Source organism: Corynebacterium glyciniphilum AJ 3170, from assembly GCF_000626675.1.
Classification (GTDB): domain Bacteria; phylum Actinomycetota; class Actinomycetes; order Mycobacteriales; family Mycobacteriaceae; genus Corynebacterium; species Corynebacterium glyciniphilum.
The window spans coordinates 2,197,204-2,219,370 of sequence record NZ_CP006842.1 but is presented as its reverse complement, the minus strand read 5'-3'; the positions used below and the strand labels follow the sequence as shown (position 1 = coordinate 2,219,370).

The window sequence follows — 22,167 nt, the reverse complement described above, 5'->3', positions numbered from 1 at the left end:
GAAAGCTGGTCGCCAGGGCATGACTGAGCATGCCCTGGCATGTTACGGAAAACTAAGGAGTTCACATGGTTCAGCGGGTAGGCGTGATCGGGGCAGGCCAGATGGGTGGCGGCATCGCAGAGGTGGCGGCCAAGTCCGGCAGTGATGTCCTGGTGTGGGAAGCCACGCAGGACGCTCTGGACTTCGGCAAGACGAAGATCGAGAAGTCGCTGGCCAAGGCAGTGGAGCGTGGAAAGCTCAGTGACGAGGACCGTGACGCGGCACTGGCGCGTCTGAGGTTCACTACCTCGCTCGAGGATTTCGCCGACCGTGAACTGGTCATGGAGGCGATCATCGAGAACGAGAAGATCAAGAAGGATGTCTTCGCTCAGTTGGATGCCATCGTCGAGGACAAGACGGCACCGCTGTGCTCGAACACTTCCTCGCTGCCGATCCAGGCGATCGCCTCGGCCACCGAGAATCCTGGCCGGGTGATCGGTCTGCACTTCTTCAACCCGGTGCCGGTGCTTCCGCTGGTCGAGGTCATCCCTGCCCTGACCACGGATGAGGCGACTGTGGACACCGCCCGTACCTATGCCACCGAGGTCTTGGGCAAGACCGCCATCCAGGCCAAGGACAGGTCCGGTTTCATCGTGAACTTCCTCCTGGTGCCGTACCTGCTGTCGGCGGTGCGCATGGTCGAGCAGGGGGTTGCCACCAAGGAAGACATCGACACCGGTATGAAGCTCGGTGCCAGCCATCCCATGGGGCCGCTGACCCTGGCGGACATGGTCGGTCTCGACACGTGCGCGTTCATCGCGGATGTCATGCTCGAAGAGTTCGGTGACCCGGCCTACGCGTGCCCGCCGCTGCTGCGTCGTATGGTCCAGGCAGGGCACCTGGGACGTAAGTCCGGCAAGGGTTTCTACGACTACGCATAGATTCCTGCACACCGGTCGATGTTTCACTACAGTCGTCGGTGCAAGCCTTTTTACGTCAACAGCGAAGGAGAGCTTTAATGTCAGGGTTCGACGACATCAAGAACAAGGCAGAGGACGCCGCCGGTCAGGCGAAGGAAGCCGCCGGTGACGCCGCAGGCAATGACGATCTGAAGAACGAAGGCAAGGCCGACCAGGTCAAGTCGGACGCGAAGCAGAAGTTCGAGGACGTCAAGGACAAGGCCACCGACAAGGCGAACGAAGTCATCGGAAAGTTCAAGGACAACTGATCGCAGTCTCCAGCTGAGATGAAGAACCCCACCCCCGGATCCGGGGGTGGGGTTCTTGTTGTGTCAGCACGGTCTTCTCGGTCGCCTCGGCGGGTGAGCGGCGCCCGTTGGCATGGTGAGACCAAGCGGACAGCGACCCCAGGCGCTATGCCTCGGGGCCGGTGTCGATGTCGTCCCCCTCAGAGCCTCCGTCGCTGTGGAAACCGAACCTGCGCAGCCGGGCACGGTCCTCCTCGGAGGAACTGGCTGTGAGGCGCAGGAGTTCGCCGTAGATGCCGCCACTGGTCGCCAGTTCAGCGGGGGAACCGATCTCGTCGACGCGTCCTGAGTCCAGGGTCACGATGGTGTCCACCGTCGCGATCGTGGAGAGACGGTGAGCAATCACCAGGGTGGTCCGCCCGACCATGAGTTCCTCCAGTCCGGCCTGGACCGCCCGCTCGGCACGGGTGTCCAGTGCGGACGTGGCTTCGTCCAGCACCAGGATCGGGGCGTCCTTCAACATGGCACGTGCCACGGCGATACGCTGCTTCTGCCCGCCGGACAGTCGCAGGCCACGCTCCCCGATCAGGGTGTCGTAGCCGGCGGTGAAGTTCCGGATGAAGGCATCAGCGTTGGCACGCTCAGCCACCTGAAGGATCTCCTCATCGGTGGCGCCAGGGCGTCCGTAGGCGATGTTCTCGCGGATGGTCCCGGAAAACAGGGAGGCATCCTGGAATACGACGCCCACCATGCCCCGCAACTGAGCGGCGGAGAGCTCACGGATGTCGTGGCCGCAGACCTTCAACGTGCCCCCTGTGGGGCGGTACAGCCCCAGTAACAGATTGACAAGGGTGGATTTTCCGCCACCGGACTCGCCGACCAGGGCGACTTTCTCGTTGTTTCCCGCGGCGAAACTGACGTGGTGGATGACTGGATCGCCCGGGTCGTAGCCGAAGGTCACATCGTCGAATTCGAACACCGGGGTTTCCCCGGGGCGACCGTCCTCCTGGACGATGGCCGGCGGGGACGGAACCGCGTCCCTTACCTCTCGCTCGTCCACGACGGACGGGCCGTACTCGCGTGAGGCGGTGAGCAGCACCGGAGAAGTCGTCGGTTCCTCAAGCTCGTCCATGGCCTCGAAGTACTCCCGGGAGCCGGCAGCCGCCCGCTGTGCGGAGTCGACCATCCAGCTCATCATCGTCGCGGGTTGTTTCGCCATCGCCACCAGCTGGACCAGCAGGACCAGTTCGCCGATGGTGAATGACCCGTTGAGCGTACGGAGAAAGAGGACCAGGTAGATCGCGAAGAAGACCAGGTTCATGCCGGCCATCCGGAAGATGTCCATCATGTGCCACCAACGCGACTGACGTTTCGTCACATCGACGGTCTCGGCGAAGTGCGTCTGGAACAGCCGCAGCTCGCGGAGTTCGGAGACGAAAGACTTCACGACCTTGACCTGACCGACAACCTCGGCGAACCTTCCCTGGGCGGTGTCGATGTGCTCGTTCTTGGTTTTCTCCCACCGCATCCAGCGTCTACTGGTCAACGCAGTGAGCCACAGGTACATCGGGAAGATGATCACCAGCAACAGGGCCAGCGGCCAGTAATACCAGGCGGAGATGCCCAGCACCACGATGACAGTGAGGATCATCGAAAAGAAGTTGTTGGCGAACGCCTGGAGGAACTGGGTCAACCCCATGATCGACCGGTCCAGCCGGGAGATGACTGTGCCCGTGATCTGCCGGTCGAAGTAACTCTGCGGCAGAGACAACAGTTTGGCGAAGTACCGGTTGGACAGGATCTGCCGCATCCGCATGCCCATGACGTCGCCGAACCAGCCGCCGATGTTGTGGATCACCGTGTGGGCCAGTTCGGCGGCAAGCAGTCCGAGCGCGACGGCGATGACGGTGCGGGTCGCGGTCTCCATCGGGGTCGAACCGTTCACCGTCGACACGATCGTGTCGGTGGCATGGCTGATCAGGAACGGTGACGCCAGTGAGAGCAGCACTGTCGCCAGTGCCGCCACGATGACCATTGTGTAGTACGGCCAGAGCTCCTTCATGGAGCTGACAATGCGGGTCAGACTTCGCACGCGTCTCCGCTCCGCAGGTCGGTCTCGGCGATGCGGTCAAGGGCCTCGTCCAGGATGTCGCGGGATGTACCGAAGTTCAGCCGAACGTGGCCGGTGCCTGTCGGACCGAAGTCCGTACCTTCATTCAGGCCGACCCTGGCGAGGGTGCGCAACCGCGCGGCGGGGGCGGTGACTGACCCGTCCTGCCCACGCAGACGGTCGACCTCGGATACATCCAGCCAGGCCAGGAACGTCGCCTCCTCCTTCGGAAGCCTGATCCCGGGGAGAACCTCGGGCAGGCGTTCGGCAAGATAACTCCAGTTGCCGGAGAGGTAGTCGACCTCTTCCGCCAACCACTCGCGTCCGTCGGTGTAAGCGGCGGTGGCTGCGGCTAGCCCGATCGTGGAGGCCTCACCGGTGACGAGATTCGACAGCCGTCCGATCTCGCGGGAATCCTCTGTGTTGGTGCTGATGATCTGGGCGCACTTCAACCCGGCGGTATTCCATCCCTTCGAGGTGGCGGTGACAGTGATCGTGATCGCGGCAGCGGTCTCCGACACTGTGGCCGTGGGGACGTGGTTGCCCGAGTACACCAGGGGCGCGTGGATTTCGTCGGAGATCACCCGCACATTGTGTTTCGCGGCCAGGTCTGTGACGTCGCGCAACTCGGCGGCAGTGAAGGCACGCCCGAGCGGGTTGAAGGGGTTGCACAGGATCATGCTGCCTACCCCGTTCGGATTGTCCGTCGAGGTGAACGCACGCTCCAATGCATCGAGGTCAAACACGGCTCCGCCGTCTGCACCGGACCCCATAGGGACATATGTCGCCGGACGCCGTGTCGCGGCGGGCACCTTCTGGAACGGGGGATAGGCGGGAAGGGGGATAACGATCGACGACCCGGGAGCGGTGAGATTGTCGACGGCCACGACGATCCCCTTGACAACGTCCGGTACAACCGTCACATTCGCCGGGTCGATCGTCCAACCGTGCCGTGCCGCAGAGAAAGACGCCAGGGCCTCGGCGAGATGACGCGAACCTGCGCCCAGCTCGGGATAACCGAAGTACTCACGATCGACCGCGTCGCGAATGGCGGTCGCTACCGGAGGGCAGGTGTCGAAGTCGGTCTCAGCCACCCATAGTGGCAGCACATCGGGCTCATAGGCCGTCCATTTCATGGTGCGGCGGGCGCGCAAGGTATTGAGGTCGGGAAAGGTGAGAGCCATGGGGACAACTCTAACCTCCTGCCACGACCCGGGCTTGCGCAGGCTTCTACGGCCGTCCGGCGTAGAGCGGTCCAAGCAGAGTCCGGACCGCCCGCCACGGGTCCTCGGACTGACGGGTGCACGGAGAGGAGTCCGCCGCACCGGACATGTCGAATATCCGTGCGAGCCGCGTCGGACCCCGGAAGCGGTCCCAGTCCGGTCGACCTCCGTGGACGAAAGCGACGATGGCGGAACGGAACTGTGCGCCGACGCCGTCAGAGCCGCCAAGGCGGTGCTCCGCATCGGGACCACACGTCTCCTCAACCTCAGCCCGTCCGGCCGTCAGGGTGTCGAAGAGCAGCGGAAGCTCAGCGCAGTGCTGGGCGAGGTGGTCGCCACCCCGGAATTCATAGGCCCAGACCGGTGCTCCCGCATCGGCGAGTGCCTCGGCGAACGCGGAGGCCCAGCGTCGGATAGTACGGTCACCGACGGTGCGGCCCAACGGTCGGACCGGCGGCGTGGACGCAACGTAGCGACACCATGCCGCGAGGTGTCGCAGAGGAACTCCAAGGCCCGTCATCGCCGGGGCGACGAGCCAGGCCTCGACCACCCGCGGGAGCCCGAGACGGCCCACCGTCCGGCGCAGTACCGTATCAACCTGGCGGACCCCGGGGAAGCGCACGAACTCATCGTGCATCGTGCCGACAATGACAGGCACCGGCCGCATCTGGGCGAGCGAGAACGGATACACCCCCACAGCACAGTCCGCGGCATGCAGCCGGGCGAAACGTCGATATGCGGACGTGAGCTCCTCGGAGGAGAGTGCTCCCATCCGTTCAGCAGTGGGGCGGCGACGTGACCGCAGTGCCAGTCGGGTCGTGAGATGACGGCGCGTCCACCCCCTGCGTGGCGCGCCGGGCGACATCATCACGGCACGGTGGAAGAGGCCGGCCGCCCGCTGATCGGTCAGCAGCCATGCGACGAGTGCTCCGCCAGCGGACTGCCCGGCCAACGTGACCTGGCCGGGGTCTCCGCCGACATCGGCGATGCCGTCGCGGACCCAGCGCAGGCCGAGGAGGAGATCCCCGACACCGCGAAAGTCCGGTGTACGGTGACCTCCAGTGCTGGCGACGTCGTTATCGTCGAGACTGTCAAGCGGGAGGAAGCCCTCGAAACGTTTGCGGTAGTTCAGTGACACCACCACACAGCCCTCCCGTGCGAGTGCCGCGCCGTCGTACCACGGTTCATCGGCGTGGCCGGTCTCGAACCGTCCGCCGTGGACCCACACCATGACCGGATGACTGTGGTCGGTGACCTCCGCCGGACACGTCACCGTGGCGGTGTGAGTGGCTCGCATGCCGCGCCGTTCCGCCGTGTCCGCGCAATCCACCGTCCCTGACCAGGCAGGCGCCGGGCGGGCTGGAGCGAAGGCCGTGGGCCCCTCGGCATGGGGTACTGCGACGGGCACGGCACGAAAGACAGCGACCGTGTCCCCGTCGCGGGTGCGTCGCCATGATCCGGAAACGTCCCCGGAGGGCGTGCGAAACAGAGGGGCGCCGGTGACGGGATCAGTTCTCACGGGATCAGGAGGGGTGCTGGCTGGCTTCCTGCAGGATGATGGCGATCACACCCATCGCGTGCAGATCCAGTTGTTCACGCAGGTCGGAGGCGGGGTTCATTTCGTGGTCAACGAAGAGCCCCTCTACACCGGACACCATGTAGGTCACGATGGCGGTACGGCGGGCCTCCGGCACGTAGCCGAAGTGCGTCGCACCGATGTCCGAGAGGCGACGAATCACATCGGCGCGCATCTCCAGGTACATGCGCCGGGGTCCGGGGTCATCGCTCCGCTTCTGTAGCGCCAGTGGCAGGCACAACCGGATGAACTCCGGGTGGTTCTCCAGGGCATCGAGGAGCTGCTCGGCGATCTGCGGCAGGTGCTGGAGGATGTCCTCGTCCTCAGGGATGTTCCAGGCAGCGTTCCAGGCATCGAAGCTTTTGCCGATGACCTGGGACATCAGGTCGTCCTTGTCTTCGAAGTGCCAGTAGAGGGAGCTGGCCGGTAATCCGCATTCCCGGCAGATCTCCGCGATACTGGTCCCGTCGTACCCTCGCTCGGTGGCGATGCTGGTGGCGGCGTCCAGGATGCGTTGGCGGGACCGCTCGCCGTCGGCGCGCCGATTCCGGGCACGGCGCTTCGGGGCGGGCTTGGCCGTCGCGTCGTCCTGGGGGGTGTTGTGAGGAGCAGTGGTCGTGCTGAGTTCTACCGGGGCTGACATGGTGAATATCCTACTGAAAATAACTACCTGTGGTGTATCCGGCCCCGGTCCCGCCAACTGCACGGCGTTAAGCTGGCGTGCATGACCGGTCACAATACTCAGCAGAACCCGCTGCTCGCCCCCTCTGAACTCGACCATGAACTTCCTGACTTCGCCGCGATCTCTGTCGAAGATCTTGTCCCGACCTTCCGGACCGGGGTTGTCGATCACAGCGCAGAGATAGCGGCCATCGTCGCCAACCCGGAGGAGCCCACCTGGGAGAATACGATGGATGCACTCGAGGCCAGCGGACAGTTACTGGATCGCGTCCTCGCCATTATCTTCAACTACTCGGGAACGGACGCCAGTGACGACATTGTTGCCGCCGAAGAGACTGTCGCCCCCGAGCTCGCCGCGCACATCAGCAGTGTCAATCTCAACCCCGGCCTGTTCGCTAGGGTGAGCTCGCTCCCTCCGCAGCCGGAGGGCAGTGAGAACGAGGCACTGCTGACCTACTGGTTGCGACGGTTCCGGCGCGGTGGAGCGGCACTTGATGACGCCGGGCGGACCGAGCTGAGTTCCATCGACGCACGGCTGGCGGAGCTTTCGACCCGGTTCGGCCGTAACCTCGTCGCGGCCACCGAAGCTGGCGCCGTCCTGTTCACTGAGGAAGGCGACCTTGCCGGGCTGAGTGACTCGCACAAGTCCCGCCTGGCGGAGGATGCGGCGGCGGCAGGACAGGACGGCTGGCTCGTCCGGCTGGGGTTGCCGAGCGTGCAACCGGTGGTCGAGGAGCTCGATGATCCCGCTGCCCGTGCGCGCGTCCACGAAGCATCCCTGCGCCGTGGATCCGGGGGTGATGCGGACAACACCGAGGTCCTGCTCGAGATTGTCCGGTTGCGGGCTCGCCGTGCCGAACTGCTGGGATACGCAAACCACGCGGAGTTCATTGCGGAAGAGGAGACCGCCGGTTCGCTCGTCGAGGTCGATGACCTGCTGGGGAAGCTGACTCCGGCCGCCGTTGCGAACGCTGCGGGGGAGTACAAGAAGGCGGTGGACAAGGCAGGTTCGGATGATTCAGCTGGCGCCGCGAGTGGTGTGGCCGGATCAGACTGGCCGTACTGGGCCGCCAAACTCCGGGCCGAGGACCTCGATGTCGATGAAGCGGAGTTGAAGAAGTACTTCCCCCTGGAGCGCGTGCTGCGCGACGGTGCGTTCTTTGCCGCTCGCCGCCTGTACGGCATCACGGTCGAGCGACGTCGTGACCTCGACGGTTATCATCCCGACGTGCAGGTCTGGGAAGTCCGGGAGGCTGAGGACGACCCGGTGCGCCCTGGCGTGCCGATCGGTCTTCTCCTCACCGACATGTACGCACGACCGAGCAAGCGGGGTGGCGCGTGGATGAGCAGCTTCGTCGAACAGAACAACCTGTTGGGGCAGATGCCCGTGATAGTGAATGTCCTTAATATCGCGAAACCCGCGGAGGGTGAACAGGCGCTGCTCACCCCGGACGAAGTGGCCACCGTCTTCCACGAGTTCGGGCATGCGCTTCACGGGCTGCTCTCTGACGTTCGGTACCCGAGCCTGTCCGGCACCAACGTGCCGCGGGACTTCGTCGAGTTTCCCAGCCAGATCAACGAGAACTGGGCTCTGGAACCGGAGATCCTCGCCAACTATGCCCGGCACGTGGACACCGGTGAGCAGTTGCCCCGGCGGATGGTGGACGCGGTGCGGGCACAGGCCGCCTGGGGTCAGGGGTTTGCCACGTCCGAGTACCTGGCGGCCTGTTGGCTGGATCTGGCGTGGCACCGTCTCAGTGCCCGGGAGGCCGCGGCAGTCACCGATGTCGCGGCATTCGAGAAGGATGCCCTGGAGTCTGCAGGATTCGGGGCAGACGTACTGCCGGCGCTGTCACCCCGGTATTCCTCGACCTATTTCAACCATATTTTCGCTGGAGGATATTCTGCGGACTACTGGAGCTACCTCTGGGCGGAGGTTCTCGACGCTGACGGTTTCCAGGGGTTTGTCGACACCGACGCCGCGCGCGGTGATGAAGGGGGCGGCCGTCCCGGAGCCGTCGTTGAGATTGATCCGGACGACGTCCGTTTCGCTGGTGACCGGTTTCGACGGATGATCCTGTCCCGAGGTGCGACCATCGATTACGATGATGCTTTCTGGATGTTCCGGGGGAAGCAGCGCAGCGTGGCACCGCTGTTGCACCGTCGGGGATTGGCGGGGTCGATGGACGTCGATGGACTAGGCCGGTAGTTCACGGGGAAGGTAAACTTGTCTGTTGTGACTGACGGCATTGAACAATGGGTCCTCGACCTGCCTCTCTGGCTGCAGACCCCGTTGACACTGGTCGTTCTGGTACTGCTGGCCTCGCTTGCGGCCGTAGTGATGATCAAGGTGGCATTCGGCGTGCTGCCCGTGACTGAGGACGAGGAACGGGCGTTTGCGTCCGTGGACGATCCGTCCCATGAAGAAGGAGACAACCGGTGAAACACCATTCCAGGGTCAGGCAGGCTCTCATTCTGCTGATCGTCCTACTCGTCGTGGTGTGGCTGCTTACCTCCCTCTTCTGAGTAAACCCTGAAATAAATATGTACTAAGACATCGACAATTGTCGGAGTTCCCTTGTAATTCCGTTTTCGCTTATGCCGATACAGGGATCGGCTAGGATAATGCACCGGAACACACCGGGTTCCCGTGTGTGAGCCGGGCTACCCCTTGACAAGACTGTGATTGGAGAGACATGCAGGAGTACTCCTCGGAGGCGCTGTACACCATCGGCGAGAACGAGACCTGTCTGACCGTGCTCAGGGAGAACACTCTGAAGCGTCCGCAGACGATCCTGTACAGCCGCCCCCGGAAGTTCGAGTGGGTCGACGTGCGTGCGGACGAGTTTCTCCGGGAGGTTTACGACGTTGCCAAGGGCCTGGTCGCCAACGGCGTCGAACCCGGTGACCGCGTCGCACTGATGTCGGACACGCGCTACGAGTGGTCGCTGCTGGACTTTGCGATCATGGCTGCGGGCGCGGTCTCTGTGCCGATCTATCCGTCATCGTCGACCTCGCAGTGTGAATGGATCGTCGAGGATTCGGGTGCGAAGTTCGGCATCGCCGAGAAGTCCGGCCATGCGACCCGATTAAGGACGTTCGTCAAGGACGGCGAGTCTGTTGAGGGAACCGCCCACCTCAACCGCGTTCTGTCCTTCAGTGAGGGTGCCGTCGATACCCTGATCGCCGAGGGGAAGGACGTTTCTGATGATGTCGTCGAAGAGCGCATCGCGAACACGAAATCCTCTGACCTGGCGTCCCTGGTGTACACCTCCGGGACGACCGGGCGGCCGAAGGGCTGCAGGCTGCTGCACTCCAACTGGCTGGGGGAGGCCCGGGCTATCCTGACCCACCCGATCGGTGGGATCGCAGTGGAGGGCAACCGGACCCTGACGTTCCTGCCGTTGGCGCATGTGCTTTCCCGAGCTGTGTCGTTGGCGGCGACACTCGGCGGCGCCACACAGTCTCACTGGGCGGACATGTCGACTCTCGTCCCGGAATTCCAGCGCTCACAGCCCCAGCTGATTCTGGGGGTGCCGCGGGTCTTCGAGAAGGTTCACGCCGGTGTCAAGACCAAAGCCACCGAAGGTGGCGGCCTCGGCGCCAAGATCTTCCCCCTGGCTGAGAAGACCGCTGTGGAGTACTCCAAGGCCCTCGACACGGCGTCGGGTCCCACCGTGGGGCAGAAGATCAAGCGTACGGTCTTCGACAAGCTGGTCTACGGCAAGGTCAAGGCTGCGATGGGTGGGGAACTGCAGTACTGCATCTCCGGCGGCTCTGCGCTCAATCCGGAGTTGATGCACTTCTTCCGGGGGATCGGGGTGCGTATCTACGAGGGCTACGGGATGACCGAGACCACGGCGGCGATCGCCGTGAACTTCGAGCCGGACAACATCATCGGCACGGTGGGGAAACCGGTCGGTGGCAACACCATCCGGATCGCCGATGACGGTGAGATCCTCATGAAGGGCACCGTCGTCTTTGACGGGTACTGGAAGAATGAGACGGCGACCAAGGAGTCGTTCACGGAGGACGGTTTCGTGATCTCCGGTGACCTGGGTGAACTCCTGCCCACCGGACACCTGAAGATCACCGGACGAAAGAAGGAGATCATCGTCACCGCCGGCGGCAAGAACGTGTCTCCCGGCCCGCTGGAGGACATCCTGCGCTCAGCGCCGCTGATCTCCCAGGCTATGGTTGTCGGCGACAACGAGAAGTTCATCGGCACGCTGATCACTCTCGATGAGGAAGCCCTCGTCGGGTGGCGCAAGCGGAACGGCATCAACGCCGACACTCCGGTCAAGGAGCTGGCCAGGAACCCTGTTCTGCGCACGGAGATCCAGGATGCGATCAACGAGGCCAATGACACGGTCTCTCACTCGGAGGGCATCAAGAAGTTCCGGATCTGTGCCCGCGACTTCACCGAGGATGACGGCGAAGTGACCCCGTCGATGAAGGTGAAGCGGCACGCCGTGTCGAAGAACTTCGCCGACGACATCGCCTGGATCTACACCTCGAAGTAGGCCCGACCAGGGAGTGTCCCGCACCCTTCCAATTAACGGCATCACCCCGGCCCAGCCTCCCTGGGCCGGGGTTGTCCATGTCCTACACTGTCTTTCAGTCGCAACCCCTTGACGATCCGCCGACGACTTCTGACCTTGCTGAGAGGAGCTATCCGTGCACGACGCCGCCCGCCTGCGACTGCGCGAGCTCACCCAGGGTGTCTACGACATCGGCGACGAGGTGGCTGAACTCATCGAGAATCTCGCCGAGTCACTGGCGGACTGGGACGAGGAACTGGTGGATGACTGCCTGCTGGAGCTCGCCGAGGCGGTGGCGCAGGGGAGGGCGGAGGTCCGTTCTGCGCTGGCCGAACTCAACGGTCTCCGCCAGGCATTCGTCTCGGGTATCCGTTCCGGATCACTGTCGGCGACGACCGTCGTCGACAATCACCCGGGACGCACGCTGTCTTTCCTGCGGGACCATGCGGTCACACCGGTGGAGGCGACGCCGTCTCCGATGGTCAGTACTGCGACACTGCGGGTGAACCTGCGACGGCGCAATGCCGAACTCACGGACATGCTCGAAGACCTGGCCGAGTGGACGGTTGAGCAGACCCGTCTGGCGGTGGAGGAGCAGAGCGTCCTGCTGCCGCAGGCCTTGGCGCGTGCGGAGAAGCACGCCCATGAGGTCGTCGTGCGGTGGAAGACCGCGGTCATCGGCGAACACCCCGCGCTGGTGGCGGAACTGCGCGGTGAAGCCCCCCCACGCTTTCTTGCGGAACGTGCCCGGGTGGAACAGGTGCTTTCCAAGATCCGGTCACGCCGCGTCGCTGCCGGCTGAGTTCTCACAGGGGCTCCGCCCGCTTACCGGTTCGGTGGTGTGGAACCGGACAGATAGCATGGACCCAATGACCTCCATTCCTGATGACCGGTACGGCCTGTACATCCATGTGCCGTTCTGCAGTACCAGGTGCGGTTACTGTGACTTCAACACCTACACACCGGGTGAGTCAGGTTCTTCGTCGATGTCGACGTACCTGAACTCGCTGGAGGCCGAACTGGACCTCGCCGCGGCGGACTGGGACCGCACAGGTCCGCCGTCCACCGTCTTCCTCGGGGGAGGGACTCCGTCGCTGCTGGGGGCGGACGGCCTGGCGCGTGTTCTGGCCGCGGTAAAGCGAAGTCTCGGCCTGGCACCGAGGGCGGAGGTGACCACCGAGTCGAACCCTGAGTCGACCTCACCGGAGTTCTTCGACACTCTTCTTGAGGCCGGCTACACCCGGATTTCCCTGGGGATGCAGTCGGCAGCCGGTCACGTGCTGAAGGTCCTGGATCGCACACACACGCCGGGGCGGGCCACTGAGGCCGCCCGGGAAGCCCTCGCGGCAGGATTCGAGCATGTGAATCTGGATCTGATCTACGGCACCCCCACCGAGACCGACGATGACCTCCGGCTCACCCTGGACCAGGTCCTGTCCACAGGCGTGGATCACGTTTCCGCCTACTCCTTGATCGTCGAAGACGGTACCGCCATGGCACGGAAGGTGCGGAAGGGGCTGCTGCCCCAGCCAGACGAGGACGTCTACGCGGACCGCTACGAGATGATCGACTCGGCGCTTCGGGCTGCGGGAATGCAGTGGTACGAGGTGTCGAACTGGTCGCGACCCGGGGGCGAGTGTCGTCACAACATGGTCTACTGGCGTTCGGGGCAGTGGTGGGGCGCAGGCCCCGGGGCCCACGGGTGTGTGCGGCTGGTGACTGATCCGGTCAGTGGGCGGGGCGTGACTCCGGTTTCGGATACCGTCTCGCCGACCTCCGCTGGAGCAGCTGAGAGCGGTGTGACGCGTCTGGTCAACGCGAAGCTGCCCCGGCGTTACGCAGAAGCGATCGGTCGGGGAGCGAGTCCGGTCACGACCGTCGAACCGCTGGGAACCGACGACCTGCACACGGAGCGGGTCATGTTGGGGATGCGGCTTCGCGAAGGGTTGCCGGACGAGGTGCTCGCGGCGGCGGGACGCGCCGTGGACCATCATGTCGGGTTGGGGCTGCTGGAGCGGGACAACGGACGGACACGGTTGACCGACCGGGGGCGCCTGCTGGCTGACGGGATCATCACCGACATCCTGCTTGCCGAGGAGGCCTGACGAGCGACGGTGTCCGTGGGACAATGAGGGTCAGCTGGCATACTGAGATCAGTAGAAAGGGAGTGAACCTGATGGCGGCTAGGGCTATGACCGGTACGGAACAGCGACGTTCCGAGGTATTGCGCGCCATTGTCGCCGATTTCATCTCCACGCATGAGCCGGTCGGGTCGAAGGCGCTGGTGGAGCGGCACAGTCTGGGCGTTTCATCGGCGACGATCCGCAATGACATGGCGGTCCTGGAGTCCGAGGGCTACATCGTCCAGCAGCACACCAGTTCGGGACGGATCCCCACGGAGAAGGCCTACCGTACGTTCGTGGACGGGATTGCGCAGATCAAACCGCTGAGCCGACCGGAGCGTCGCGCGATCCTGGGGTTCCTGGAGGACGGGGTCGACATGGAAGACGTCCTGCGTCGCAGCGTGCAGCTGCTTGCTCAGCTGACCCGCCAGGTCGCCGTGGTGCAGATCCCGGACCTACGGCGCGGACGGGTGAAACACTGCGAGATCGTGCAGCTCGCGAACACCAGGCTGCTGCTCGTGCTGATCACGGATGCCGGTCAGGTGGAGCAGCGCAATGTGGACCTCAGCGAACCGCTGGCTGCGGAGGATCTTCCGAAGTTGCGTCAGCTGATCAATGAGACGCTGGTCGGGCACACCCTCGACGATGCGTCTGCGGCCATCGCCGAGATGGCGGCGGGGGACGATGACAGAGTATCGCCGCAACTCCGCGGCCCCGCCCTGACCTGTGCGACCGTCCTGGTGGAGACAATGCTGGAGCGTCCGACGGACCGGCTGATTCTGGCAGGCACCCCGAACCTGGTCCGGGCGGGAGAGCTGGAAAGTGTGCTGGAGGCGCTGGAGGAACAAGTCGTGGTCCTGCGGTTGCTCTCCGCAGCCCGGGACCACGGTGTCAGTGTGACGATCGGTGAGGAGAACGGTACCGCTGAACTGCAGTCCGCCGCCGTGGTCTCGACCGGTTACGGCACCCGTGAAGGGGTGATGGGCGGCATGGGAGTGCTCGGACCGACGTATCTGGACTACCCCGGGACGATCAGTTCAGTGCAGGCGGTGGGCCACTATGTCTCCCGCATTCTCGCCGGCGAGTAGGACGTACTACACTTGTCGGGGTGTTTTCCGGGGCTCGCCTGAGCCCTGGACGTCCGCATGGAACGTATCCGTGCCGGACACAGGACAGACCCCAATTACGGTGAGAAGGAATCAGCCACCTTGGCACGTGACTACTACGGAATTCTCGGCGTCAGCAGTGATGCGTCGGACGCCGAGATCAAGAAGGCCTACCGACGCCTGGCCCGCAAGTACCACCCGGACGTCAACCCGTCCGACGAGGCCGCGGAGAAGTTCCGTGAGGCGTCCCTGGCACAGGAAGTACTGACCGACCCGCAGAAGCGTCGGATTGTCGACGCGGGCGGAGACCCTGAGGAGCAGGGCCCCGGTGGCGGCGGTGGTCCCGGCGGGTTCGGCGGCGGCGGATTCGGTGACATCTTCGACGCATTCTTCGGTGGTGGCGCCGGTGGTGCAGGCGGAGGGCCGCGGGTCTCCCGTGTGCGCCCGGGCAACGACGCCCTCCTGCGGCTTCAGCTGACCCTCGACGACTGTTTCGCCGGTGTCACGAAGGACGTCACCGTGGATACTGCCGTCCTGTGCGAGGTGTGTGACGGCAGCGGCTCCGAGTCCAAGTCGGACCCGGTCACCTGCCCGACGTGTCACGGGCAGGGCCAGGTCATGGAGATCCAGCAGTCGATTCTGGGGCGTGTCCAGGTCGCTCGCGCCTGCCCTCGGTGCCAGGGCGTGGGTGAGATCATCGAGGACCCGTGTCAGGAGTGCGCCGGCGACGGACGCGTGCGCGCCCGTCGTGACATCGAGGTGAAGATTCCCGCCGGCATCCGCGACGGGATGCGCATCCGTATGTCCGGGGAGGGCGAGGTCGGCCCCGGTGGCGGTCCCGCCGGTGACCTGTACGTGGAGGTACAGGTCAAGGAGCACCCGTACTTCCTTCGCGACGCTGACGATCTGCACGTCACCGTGAACGTGCCCATGGTCGACGCCGCCCTGGGAACGTCCGTGGACGTTCCGTTGCTCGACGATTCGGTGGCCACCGTCGCCGTCGAGCCCGGTACCCAGCCGGAGGCGATTGTGCGGGTGAAGGGCAGAGGAATGCCGCATCTGCGGCGCGAGGGGTACGGCAGCCTCATCGCCCACGTCGATGTCACCGTTCCGTCCGACCTCGACAAGAAACAGCGGGAACTGCTCGAGCAGTTCCGCGGCACGTCCAAGCACGTCGCAGGAGTGCAGTCCAGTGAGGACGAGCACTCTGGTGGGCTGTTCTCCCGGCTGCGCCAGAAGTTCGGCCGGTAACGGGTGGCAGTGCGGTGACCGATCCTGTCTTCGTCGTCCCCGACCTTGTGAGCCAGTTGGCCCGGGTGGGGGAGAGCGGCGCGTTCACCCTCCCGGACGCCGAGGCTCGACATGCCTCGGTGAAGCGGATGCGCCAGGGCGAGCCCGTGGTGTTGACCGACGGTTCGGGGGTCGGGGTGGCAGGTCACTGGACCGGTGACGGCACCGTCGCCGGTGGACACCGGATCGCCGGGCGTGATCCCCGCCCGCGGGTCACGGTTGTGCAGGCGATTCCGAAGTCCGAGCGAGCAGAGCTCGCCGTCGACCTCGCGGTACAGGCGGGGGCGGACAGGATCATTCCGTGGCAGGCGGACAGGTGCGTGTCGCGGTGGACCGGGGGCAAGGGAGGAAAATCGGACAAGTCCGCCAAGGCCCACGCACGGTGGTCCGCGACGGCGGTCGCGGCTATGAAGCAGTCGCGTCGCCTGTCCGGGGCTCATGTCGGAGACCTGCTCACCGACATCGGCCATCTCCAGGAGCACCTCGCGTCACGGCCCTGGGACGTATCCGAGGGCGCCGACCCGCCGACGGTCCGTGTCCTGGTCCTCCACGAGGAAGCGGCCACACCGCTGGCCCAGGTCGACCTCGACGTCGACGAAGTGGTTCTTGTCATCGGCCCGGAGGGTGGCATCAGCGACCGTGAGATCAACGCTGTCACCTCAGCCCACGACGGACGGGAGGCCGGCCAGTCGGTCGTACTCGGCCCGGAGGTGCTGCGTACCGCGACGGCCGCTGCCGTTGCACTGGGCGCCATCGGCGTGCTCACCACACGGTGGTCACGCTAAGCTTCATGTATCAACACGTGGCCACGTGTTCCACATATTCACAGGAGAACCCGGAAGCATTTTGAAGCAACCACCAAGGCGTATCGCCTCCACCTCTGTCGAACTCGATCCGGACACCGCACAGACGGTCTCGGGTCTCGCCGACGAGAACTTCCGCATTATCGAGGACCACATCGACGCTGACCTGCTCAGCAGGGGGAATCATGTCACCTTGCGTGGCGAGGCGTCCCAGGTTGCCCGCGCCCGTCGTGTCCTGCGCGAGCTCGAAGCCATGGCGGTTCGCGGCTCTGAGGTGACCCCGGACCTCACCCGCCGCACCATAGACCTCGTCGACGAGACGGACCGTCGGGCCGACGTGGAGGCGCGGGAGTCGCTGCCGACGGACGGGGCCGCGGGTTCTGCCGGTATGGCCTCGGTGACCGGCGAGGTCATCGTCGAGCACCGGGGCAAGGTCATCCGTCCCAAGACGGTGGGGCAGCGCAGCTACGTTGATGCCATCGATGCCTCCACCGTGGTGGTGGGCACCGGACCGGCCGGCACCGGCAAGACCTATCTTGCCGTCGCCAAGGCGGTGCAGGCGCTGCAGAAGCGTGAGGTCAACAGGATCATCCTGACCCGTCCCGCCGTGGAGGCGGGTGAAAAGCTCGGATTCCTTCCGGGGACACTCGGTGAGAAGATCGACCCGTATCTGCGACCTCTCTACGATGCGCTCCGGGACATGCTGGAGCCCGAGACCATCCCGCGGCTCATCGAGTCCGGTGTCATCGAGGTCGCTCCGCTGGCCTACATGCGTGGCCGCACACTCAACGGGGCGTTCGTGATCCTCGACGAGGCACAGAACACCACTCCCGCCCAGATGAAGATGTTCCTGACCCGTCTGGGCTTCGGGACCAAGATCGTGGTCACCGGCGATCTCACCCAGGTCGACCTGCCGAACCACCAGGCCAGCGGCCTCAGCGTGGCGCATCGGATCCTCTCTGGCGTGGACGGGGTGACGGTCACCGAATTCGACACCACCGACGTGGTCCGTCACCACCTTGTCGGACGGATCATCCAGGCCTATGAACGTTATGAGTCTGATCAGGCTGCGGAAGCGGAACTGGCGCGTCAGGACCGCGAGGAGAGGAGAAACCGGTGAGTATCGAGGTATTCAATGAGTCGGGTTTCGGAGAGGTCAACGAGGAGGAGTTGATCGACGTCGCGCGCTTCGCCTTGTGGAGTCTCGACGTGCACTCGTCGGCGGAGCTGTCCATCCATATCGTGGATCTGGAGACCATCGCCGACCTGCATGTACGGTGGCTGGACCTCCCCGGGCCCACAGACGTGATGAGCTTCCCGATGGATGAACTGACACCGGGGTGGGGCCGCAAGGACGGACCGCCGCCGGGACCGGGCGTTCTCGGCGACATCATGCTGTGCCCGGAGTTCGCACGGGGTCAGGCAGAACGCGCCGGCCACGGGTTGGCCCACGAACTCGACCTGCTGACGGTCCACGGCGTGCTCCACCTGCTCGGTTTCGACCATGTCGTGCCGGAGGAGGAGCAGCGGATGTTCGCGCTGCAGAACGAGATCCTGGTCAATTGGTACGACTCCCAGGCGGAGCGGGGCATCTCCTACGGACCGAAGCCCAGCGGTGCGGCGGCCTTTCCCAGCGCCTCCGACGCCGGGACGGACCGGTGGGTGAACCCGGTCCCTCCGCCGTACAGCGAGCCTCCCGCCGATGCCTGATCTACCCGTTATTCTCTCCGCGGTCGTGGCGTTGCTTGTCATCCTGCCCCTGGCGGGAGTGCTGTCCTCGACAGAGACCGCGTTGAGCTCACTGTCGCTGGCACGGGTGGAATCGCTGGTCAAGGATGACCGGCCGGGGGCGTCCCGTTTGCTGCAGGTGGTGCGTGACAGGCCGGACTACATCAACCTTCTGGTCCTGCTCCGTACGGTCTGTGAGGCCTCGGCGGCCGTCCTCGTCACGGTCGTCGCGCTGGACATGGTGGGGGAGCGTAGCTGGTCGATCGCCGTGTCGATCATCGTGGTCACGCTTCTGATCTATGTCGTCGTGGGCGTTGTCTCCCGGACCATGGGTCGGCGCAACCCGTACAGCGTCTCGTTGCGTTCGGCGACACTGCTCGTGGTGGTGCGCAAGATCCTCGGACCGTTGTCCAGGGTCCTGGTCTGGCTCGGTGGTGTGGTCACCCCCGGACGCGGGCTGCGTGCAGGTCCCTTCGCCACGGAGATCGAACTGCGGGAGATGGTCGATATCGCCCAGGAGCGTGGCGTTGTCGAGATCGATGAGAGACGGATGATCCAGTCGGTCTTCGATCTGGCGGACACCACTGCCCGGGAGATCATGGTGCCACGACCGGAGATTCTGTGGATCGAGGATGACAAGACCGCCGCGCAGGCGGTGCGGTTGTGCGTTCGGTCCGGGTTGTCCCGGGTCCCCGTGGTCGGTGAGAGCGTCGACGACATCGTCGGCGTGGTGTATCTCAAGGACCTTGTGGCCGCCACGTACGATGCCTCCACCGCCGACCGTGCAGTGCCCGTCCACGACATGATGCGGGAGCCGGTCTTCGTCCCGGACTCCCGCAACCTCGATGACCTCCTCGAGGACATGCAACGCGACCAGGTGCACATCGCTGTGCTGGTCGACGAGTACGGCGGAACGGCGGGCCTGGTCAGCATCGAGGATATCCTGGAGGAGATCGTCGGTGAGATCAGTGATGAATACGATGACGGTGACGATGTGCCAGTGGAGAAGATCACCGACGGGGTCTACCGCGTGGAGGCGTGGATGAGCCTCAGTGACCTCGCCGAACTCTACGAGGATGTCGGTCTGGAGTTCTCCGACGAGATCCAGGACGAGGTCGACACCGTCGCCGGGCTGGCCGCATTCGAACTCGGTAAGGTCCCGCTGCCGGGCGCCGAACTCGACGTCGCGGGCCTCCACCTGACCTGCGAGGGTGGACGCGACCGACGCGGCCGGATCAAGGTGCGCACCGTGGTGGTCTCCGGACCGACGAAGCCTGCCCACGGAGACGATGAACTGCACGACGATCCCGACACGGGATCGGAACACACACCGGACACTGACGTGCCGGACAACACCAGAGACAGGATCGACCATGAGTGACACCCCGGATTTTCCCGACTTCCCCGATGAGACAGACCTGCCGTCCGACGCTGTCGCAGCACCAGCCATCGACTTCAGCGCGCCGGAGGGCTTCCGTAGCGGATTCGTCAGCTTCGTCGGTCGCCCCAACACCGGAAAATCGACCTTGACCAACGCCCTGGTCGGCGAGAAGATCGCGATCACCGCTGACCAGCCGGAGACGACACGGCACCCGATCCGTGGGATCGTACATCGTCCGGAATCCCAGATCATCGTCGTCGATACCCCCGGGTTGCACCGTCCACGCACCCTGTTGGGCGAGCGGCTCAATGAGGTCGTCAAAGAGACGTACGCCGACGTAGACGTCATCGGGTTGTGCATCCCGGCCGACGAGAAGATCGGCCCCGGCGACCGGTGGATACTGGACGCAGTGCGGAAGGCTGCGCCGAAGACCCCGGTCGTCGGCATCGTCACGAAGCTCGACAAGGCGTCCAAGGACCAGGTCGGCGCACAGTTGATGGCTCTGCACGACCTGTTGGACGGGGGAGAGGTCATCCCTGTCTCCGCCACCGGTGAAGTGCAGCTGGATGTCCTGCTCGACGTCGTCAGCGGTCTACTGCCGGAGGGGCCGAAGCTCTACCCGGACGACCATGTCACCGATGATGACAGGGATACCCGGATGTCGGAACTGATCAGGGAAGCAGCGCTGTCCGGCCTGCACGACGAACTGCCGCACTCGGTCGCCGTCCAGATCGACGAAGTGCTGCCGTCAGAGGACCGTGAAGGGGTCCTGGACGTCCACGCCGTGATCTTCCTGGAACGTGAGGGGCAGAAGCGTATCCTGCGGGGCAAGGACAACCGCCGGTGGGGACGGATCATCCACAACTCCCGGCAGAGCCTGATGGACCTGCTGGGGCAGAATGTGTACCTGGATCTGCGGATGAAGGTCGCGAAGAACTGGCAGTCCGACCCCAAGCAACTGGGACGCCTGGGGTTCTGAGCCCACGGTGATAATGTCGGCGTGATCTAACCTCCCCCGACGCTTCCAGGAGACTTTCATGAGCGCCCCCGGCGACAACAACAGCGACAACAGCACCAACGGCGAGTACCGCGCCAACCGTTGGAGTAATCCCTCCGGTGATGCGGCGAACCAAGGGGCAGGCTACCCGTCTTTCGGCGCTCAGCCGCAGCCCGGTCCCGGCGCATACCCCACTGCGCCGGACGGGGGAGCGAACCAGGACTCGTTCTTCTCCGCTCTGTTCGACTTCAGCTTCACCCGGTACGCCACGCCGTCAATCATCAAGTTCGCCTACGCCCTGGGTTTCGCTTTCATTGCGCTACTGTGGGTCGGCTATGTGCTCTTTGCCCTCATTGCACCCGCCAGCGAATTCGGTGTCGGTGGCTTCGTTCTCGGGCTGTTCGGTGTCGTCATCCTCACGATCGGCATGCTGTTCATGCTGATGTCGCTGCGGATGATGCTGGAGTTCTACCTTTCCAACATCCGGATCGCGCAGTCCGCGCAGTCGATCGACCAGCGACTGCTCGAGCGCCCGGGTGGCCAGACCGGACGGTACTGACACCTCGCGCGACCAGTACACGGACTCCGGTCGTACACTGGTCACCATGTCCAGAAGCCCTCGTCCCCAGTACCGGGACGAGGCTTTTGTCGTCCGTACCCACAAACTCGGCGAGGCCGACCTCATTGTCGTACTGCTCACCCGGGAACACGGACTGGTCCGCGCCGTCGCGAAAGGGATCCGCCGGTCCAAGTCACGCTTCGGTGCCCGTCTCGACCGCTTCTGTCGTGTGAATGTCCAGATCTACCCGGGACGGAACCGCTCGAAGCCGGACGGTGGTCTGGCCAATGTCACCGATGCTGTCACCGTTCACACATTCGCACCCCAGATCAGTACCGACGTCGACCGGTACTACGCCGGTGTGGCGATGCTGGAGATTGCGGAACTGACCGTCCAGGGGTCCGGTGAAGAAGCGGGTCACGTGTTCGACGGGCTCGACGAGGCGCTTGCAACACTGGCGTCGCCGGCGGTACGGGACACGGGCCTTTCCGGATCGGGGCTTCCTCCGCGCACTCAGGCGGACCGGTTCGTCCTGCAGTCGTTGGGGATGGCAGGCTGGGCGCCCAGTCTGGTGGATTGTGCACAGTGCGGACGGGTCGGCCCACATTCTGCCTTCCACCCGCTGGCCGGTGGGGCAGTGTGCACGACGTGCCGCCCGCCGGGGGCGTTCACCCCTCCCGCACAATCCGTCAGGGTTCTCTGGCTGCTGTCCCGGGGGCGGTCTGGCGACCTCGCAGCAGTAGGCGCCGTCGCCGACGGGGCGGACGGCACCCGGGTGCTGAGTATCGCCCACGAGCTTCTTCTCGCTCATGTGAAGAACCAGACGGAATCTCCGTGTCGGGCATTCTCATCTCTGTGACGCA

At 64.6% G+C, this 22,167-nt stretch carries 20 protein-coding genes; 16 read left to right on the top strand and 4 right to left on the bottom strand.

Annotated features, from left to right (window positions below; translation table 11 throughout):
* Positions 1 to 65 precede the first annotated feature (65 nt).
* A complete protein-coding gene (locus CGLY_RS10415; RefSeq protein ID WP_038549244.1) occupies positions 66 to 920 on the top strand; it encodes a 3-hydroxybutyryl-CoA dehydrogenase in 855 nt (284 codons plus the stop codon).
* Between the two features lie 77 nt (positions 921 to 997).
* Positions 998 to 1,207, top strand: a complete 210-nt coding sequence (locus CGLY_RS10410) for a CsbD family protein (RefSeq protein WP_038549242.1) — start codon at positions 998 to 1,000, stop codon at positions 1,205 to 1,207.
* A gap of 145 nt (positions 1,208 to 1,352) precedes the next feature.
* Here CGLY_RS10410 and CGLY_RS10405 read toward each other — a convergent pair whose 3' ends face one another.
* From CGLY_RS10405 to CGLY_RS10390, 4 genes are read right to left on the bottom strand one after another with little or no spacing between them, the layout of a single operon-like run.
* Positions 1,353 to 3,278, bottom strand: a complete 1,926-nt coding sequence (locus CGLY_RS10405) for an ABC transporter ATP-binding protein (RefSeq protein ID WP_227590238.1) — start codon at positions 3,276 to 3,278, stop codon at positions 1,353 to 1,355.
* On the bottom strand, positions 3,266 to 4,480 hold the full coding sequence (locus CGLY_RS10400; RefSeq protein ID WP_038549240.1) for a MalY/PatB family protein: 1,215 nt from the start codon (positions 4,478 to 4,480) through the stop codon (positions 3,266 to 3,268). Before CGLY_RS10400 ends, CGLY_RS10405 begins: the two co-directional genes overlap by 13 nt.
* A gap of 46 nt (positions 4,481 to 4,526) precedes the next feature.
* Positions 4,527 to 6,038, bottom strand: coding sequence for a carboxylesterase family protein (locus tag CGLY_RS10395; RefSeq protein ID WP_038549238.1), 1,512 nt, complete (start codon positions 6,036 to 6,038; stop codon positions 4,527 to 4,529).
* Between the two features lie 4 nt (positions 6,039 to 6,042).
* Positions 6,043 to 6,738 (bottom strand): TetR/AcrR family transcriptional regulator, encoded by a 696-nt coding sequence (locus CGLY_RS10390; RefSeq protein ID WP_038549236.1) that lies wholly within the window; start codon positions 6,736 to 6,738, stop codon positions 6,043 to 6,045.
* 81 nt (positions 6,739 to 6,819) lie between these two features.
* Between CGLY_RS10390 and CGLY_RS10385 the strand changes: the two genes are divergently transcribed.
* The 14 genes from CGLY_RS10385 to recO all read left to right on the top strand — a co-directional run bounded on the left by CGLY_RS10385 (position 6,820) and on the right by recO (position 22,163).
* Positions 6,820 to 8,985 carry a M3 family metallopeptidase gene (locus tag CGLY_RS10385; RefSeq protein WP_052540016.1) on the top strand — a complete coding sequence of 722 codons (2,166 nt, stop codon included), beginning with the start codon at positions 6,820 to 6,822 and terminating at the stop codon, positions 8,983 to 8,985.
* A gap of 27 nt (positions 8,986 to 9,012) precedes the next feature.
* Positions 9,013 to 9,219 carry a hypothetical protein gene (locus CGLY_RS10380; RefSeq protein WP_038549234.1) on the top strand — a complete coding sequence of 69 codons (207 nt, stop codon included), beginning with the start codon at positions 9,013 to 9,015 and terminating at the stop codon, positions 9,217 to 9,219.
* 253 nt (positions 9,220 to 9,472) lie between these two features.
* Entirely contained in the window at positions 9,473 to 11,299 is a 1,827-nt protein-coding gene (locus CGLY_RS10375) for an AMP-dependent synthetase/ligase (RefSeq protein ID WP_038549232.1), read from the top strand.
* Positions 11,300 to 11,453: 154 nt separating this feature from the next.
* Complete coding sequence (locus tag CGLY_RS10370) at positions 11,454 to 12,119, top strand: hypothetical protein (RefSeq protein WP_038549230.1); 666 nt, start codon at positions 11,454 to 11,456, stop codon at positions 12,117 to 12,119.
* Between the two features lie 67 nt (positions 12,120 to 12,186).
* Entirely contained in the window at positions 12,187 to 13,422 is a 1,236-nt protein-coding gene (hemW, locus tag CGLY_RS10365; RefSeq protein ID WP_038549228.1) for a radical SAM family heme chaperone HemW, read from the top strand.
* A gap of 71 nt (positions 13,423 to 13,493) precedes the next feature.
* Positions 13,494 to 14,528 carry a heat-inducible transcriptional repressor HrcA gene (gene hrcA, locus CGLY_RS10360; RefSeq protein WP_407080793.1) on the top strand — a complete coding sequence of 345 codons (1,035 nt, stop codon included), beginning with the start codon at positions 13,494 to 13,496 and terminating at the stop codon, positions 14,526 to 14,528.
* Between the two features lie 120 nt (positions 14,529 to 14,648).
* A complete protein-coding gene (dnaJ, locus tag CGLY_RS10355) occupies positions 14,649 to 15,797 on the top strand; it encodes a molecular chaperone DnaJ (protein WP_038552542.1) in 1,149 nt (382 codons plus the stop codon).
* Between the two features lie 14 nt (positions 15,798 to 15,811).
* A complete protein-coding gene (locus tag CGLY_RS10350; RefSeq protein WP_038549223.1) occupies positions 15,812 to 16,621 on the top strand; it encodes a 16S rRNA (uracil(1498)-N(3))-methyltransferase in 810 nt (269 codons plus the stop codon).
* 61 nt (positions 16,622 to 16,682) lie between these two features.
* Positions 16,683 to 17,759: a PhoH family protein gene (locus CGLY_RS10345; protein ID WP_052540015.1), complete on the top strand. Its 1,077-nt coding sequence runs from the start codon at positions 16,683 to 16,685 to the stop codon at positions 17,757 to 17,759.
* Positions 17,756 to 18,349, top strand: coding sequence for an rRNA maturation RNase YbeY (gene ybeY / locus CGLY_RS10340; RefSeq protein ID WP_038549221.1), 594 nt, complete (start codon positions 17,756 to 17,758; stop codon positions 18,347 to 18,349). The genes CGLY_RS10345 and ybeY overlap by 4 nt, the downstream gene beginning before the upstream one ends.
* Entirely contained in the window at positions 18,342 to 19,748 is a 1,407-nt protein-coding gene (locus CGLY_RS10335) for a hemolysin family protein (protein ID WP_052540014.1), read from the top strand. The genes ybeY and CGLY_RS10335 overlap by 8 nt, the downstream gene beginning before the upstream one ends.
* The gene (gene era / locus CGLY_RS10330; protein WP_407080792.1) at positions 19,741 to 20,727 is read left to right on the top strand and encodes a GTPase Era; all 987 of its coding nucleotides are present in this window, start codon (positions 19,741 to 19,743) and stop codon (positions 20,725 to 20,727) included. The genes CGLY_RS10335 and era overlap by 8 nt, the downstream gene beginning before the upstream one ends.
* Positions 20,728 to 20,785: 58 nt before the next feature.
* Positions 20,786 to 21,304, top strand: coding sequence for a DUF4282 domain-containing protein (locus CGLY_RS16780; protein WP_052540012.1), 519 nt, complete (start codon positions 20,786 to 20,788; stop codon positions 21,302 to 21,304).
* A gap of 46 nt (positions 21,305 to 21,350) precedes the next feature.
* Positions 21,351 to 22,163, top strand: a complete 813-nt coding sequence (gene recO, locus CGLY_RS10320; RefSeq protein ID WP_038552510.1) for a DNA repair protein RecO — start codon at positions 21,351 to 21,353, stop codon at positions 22,161 to 22,163.
* The last annotated feature ends 4 nt before the right edge of the window (positions 22,164 to 22,167 follow it).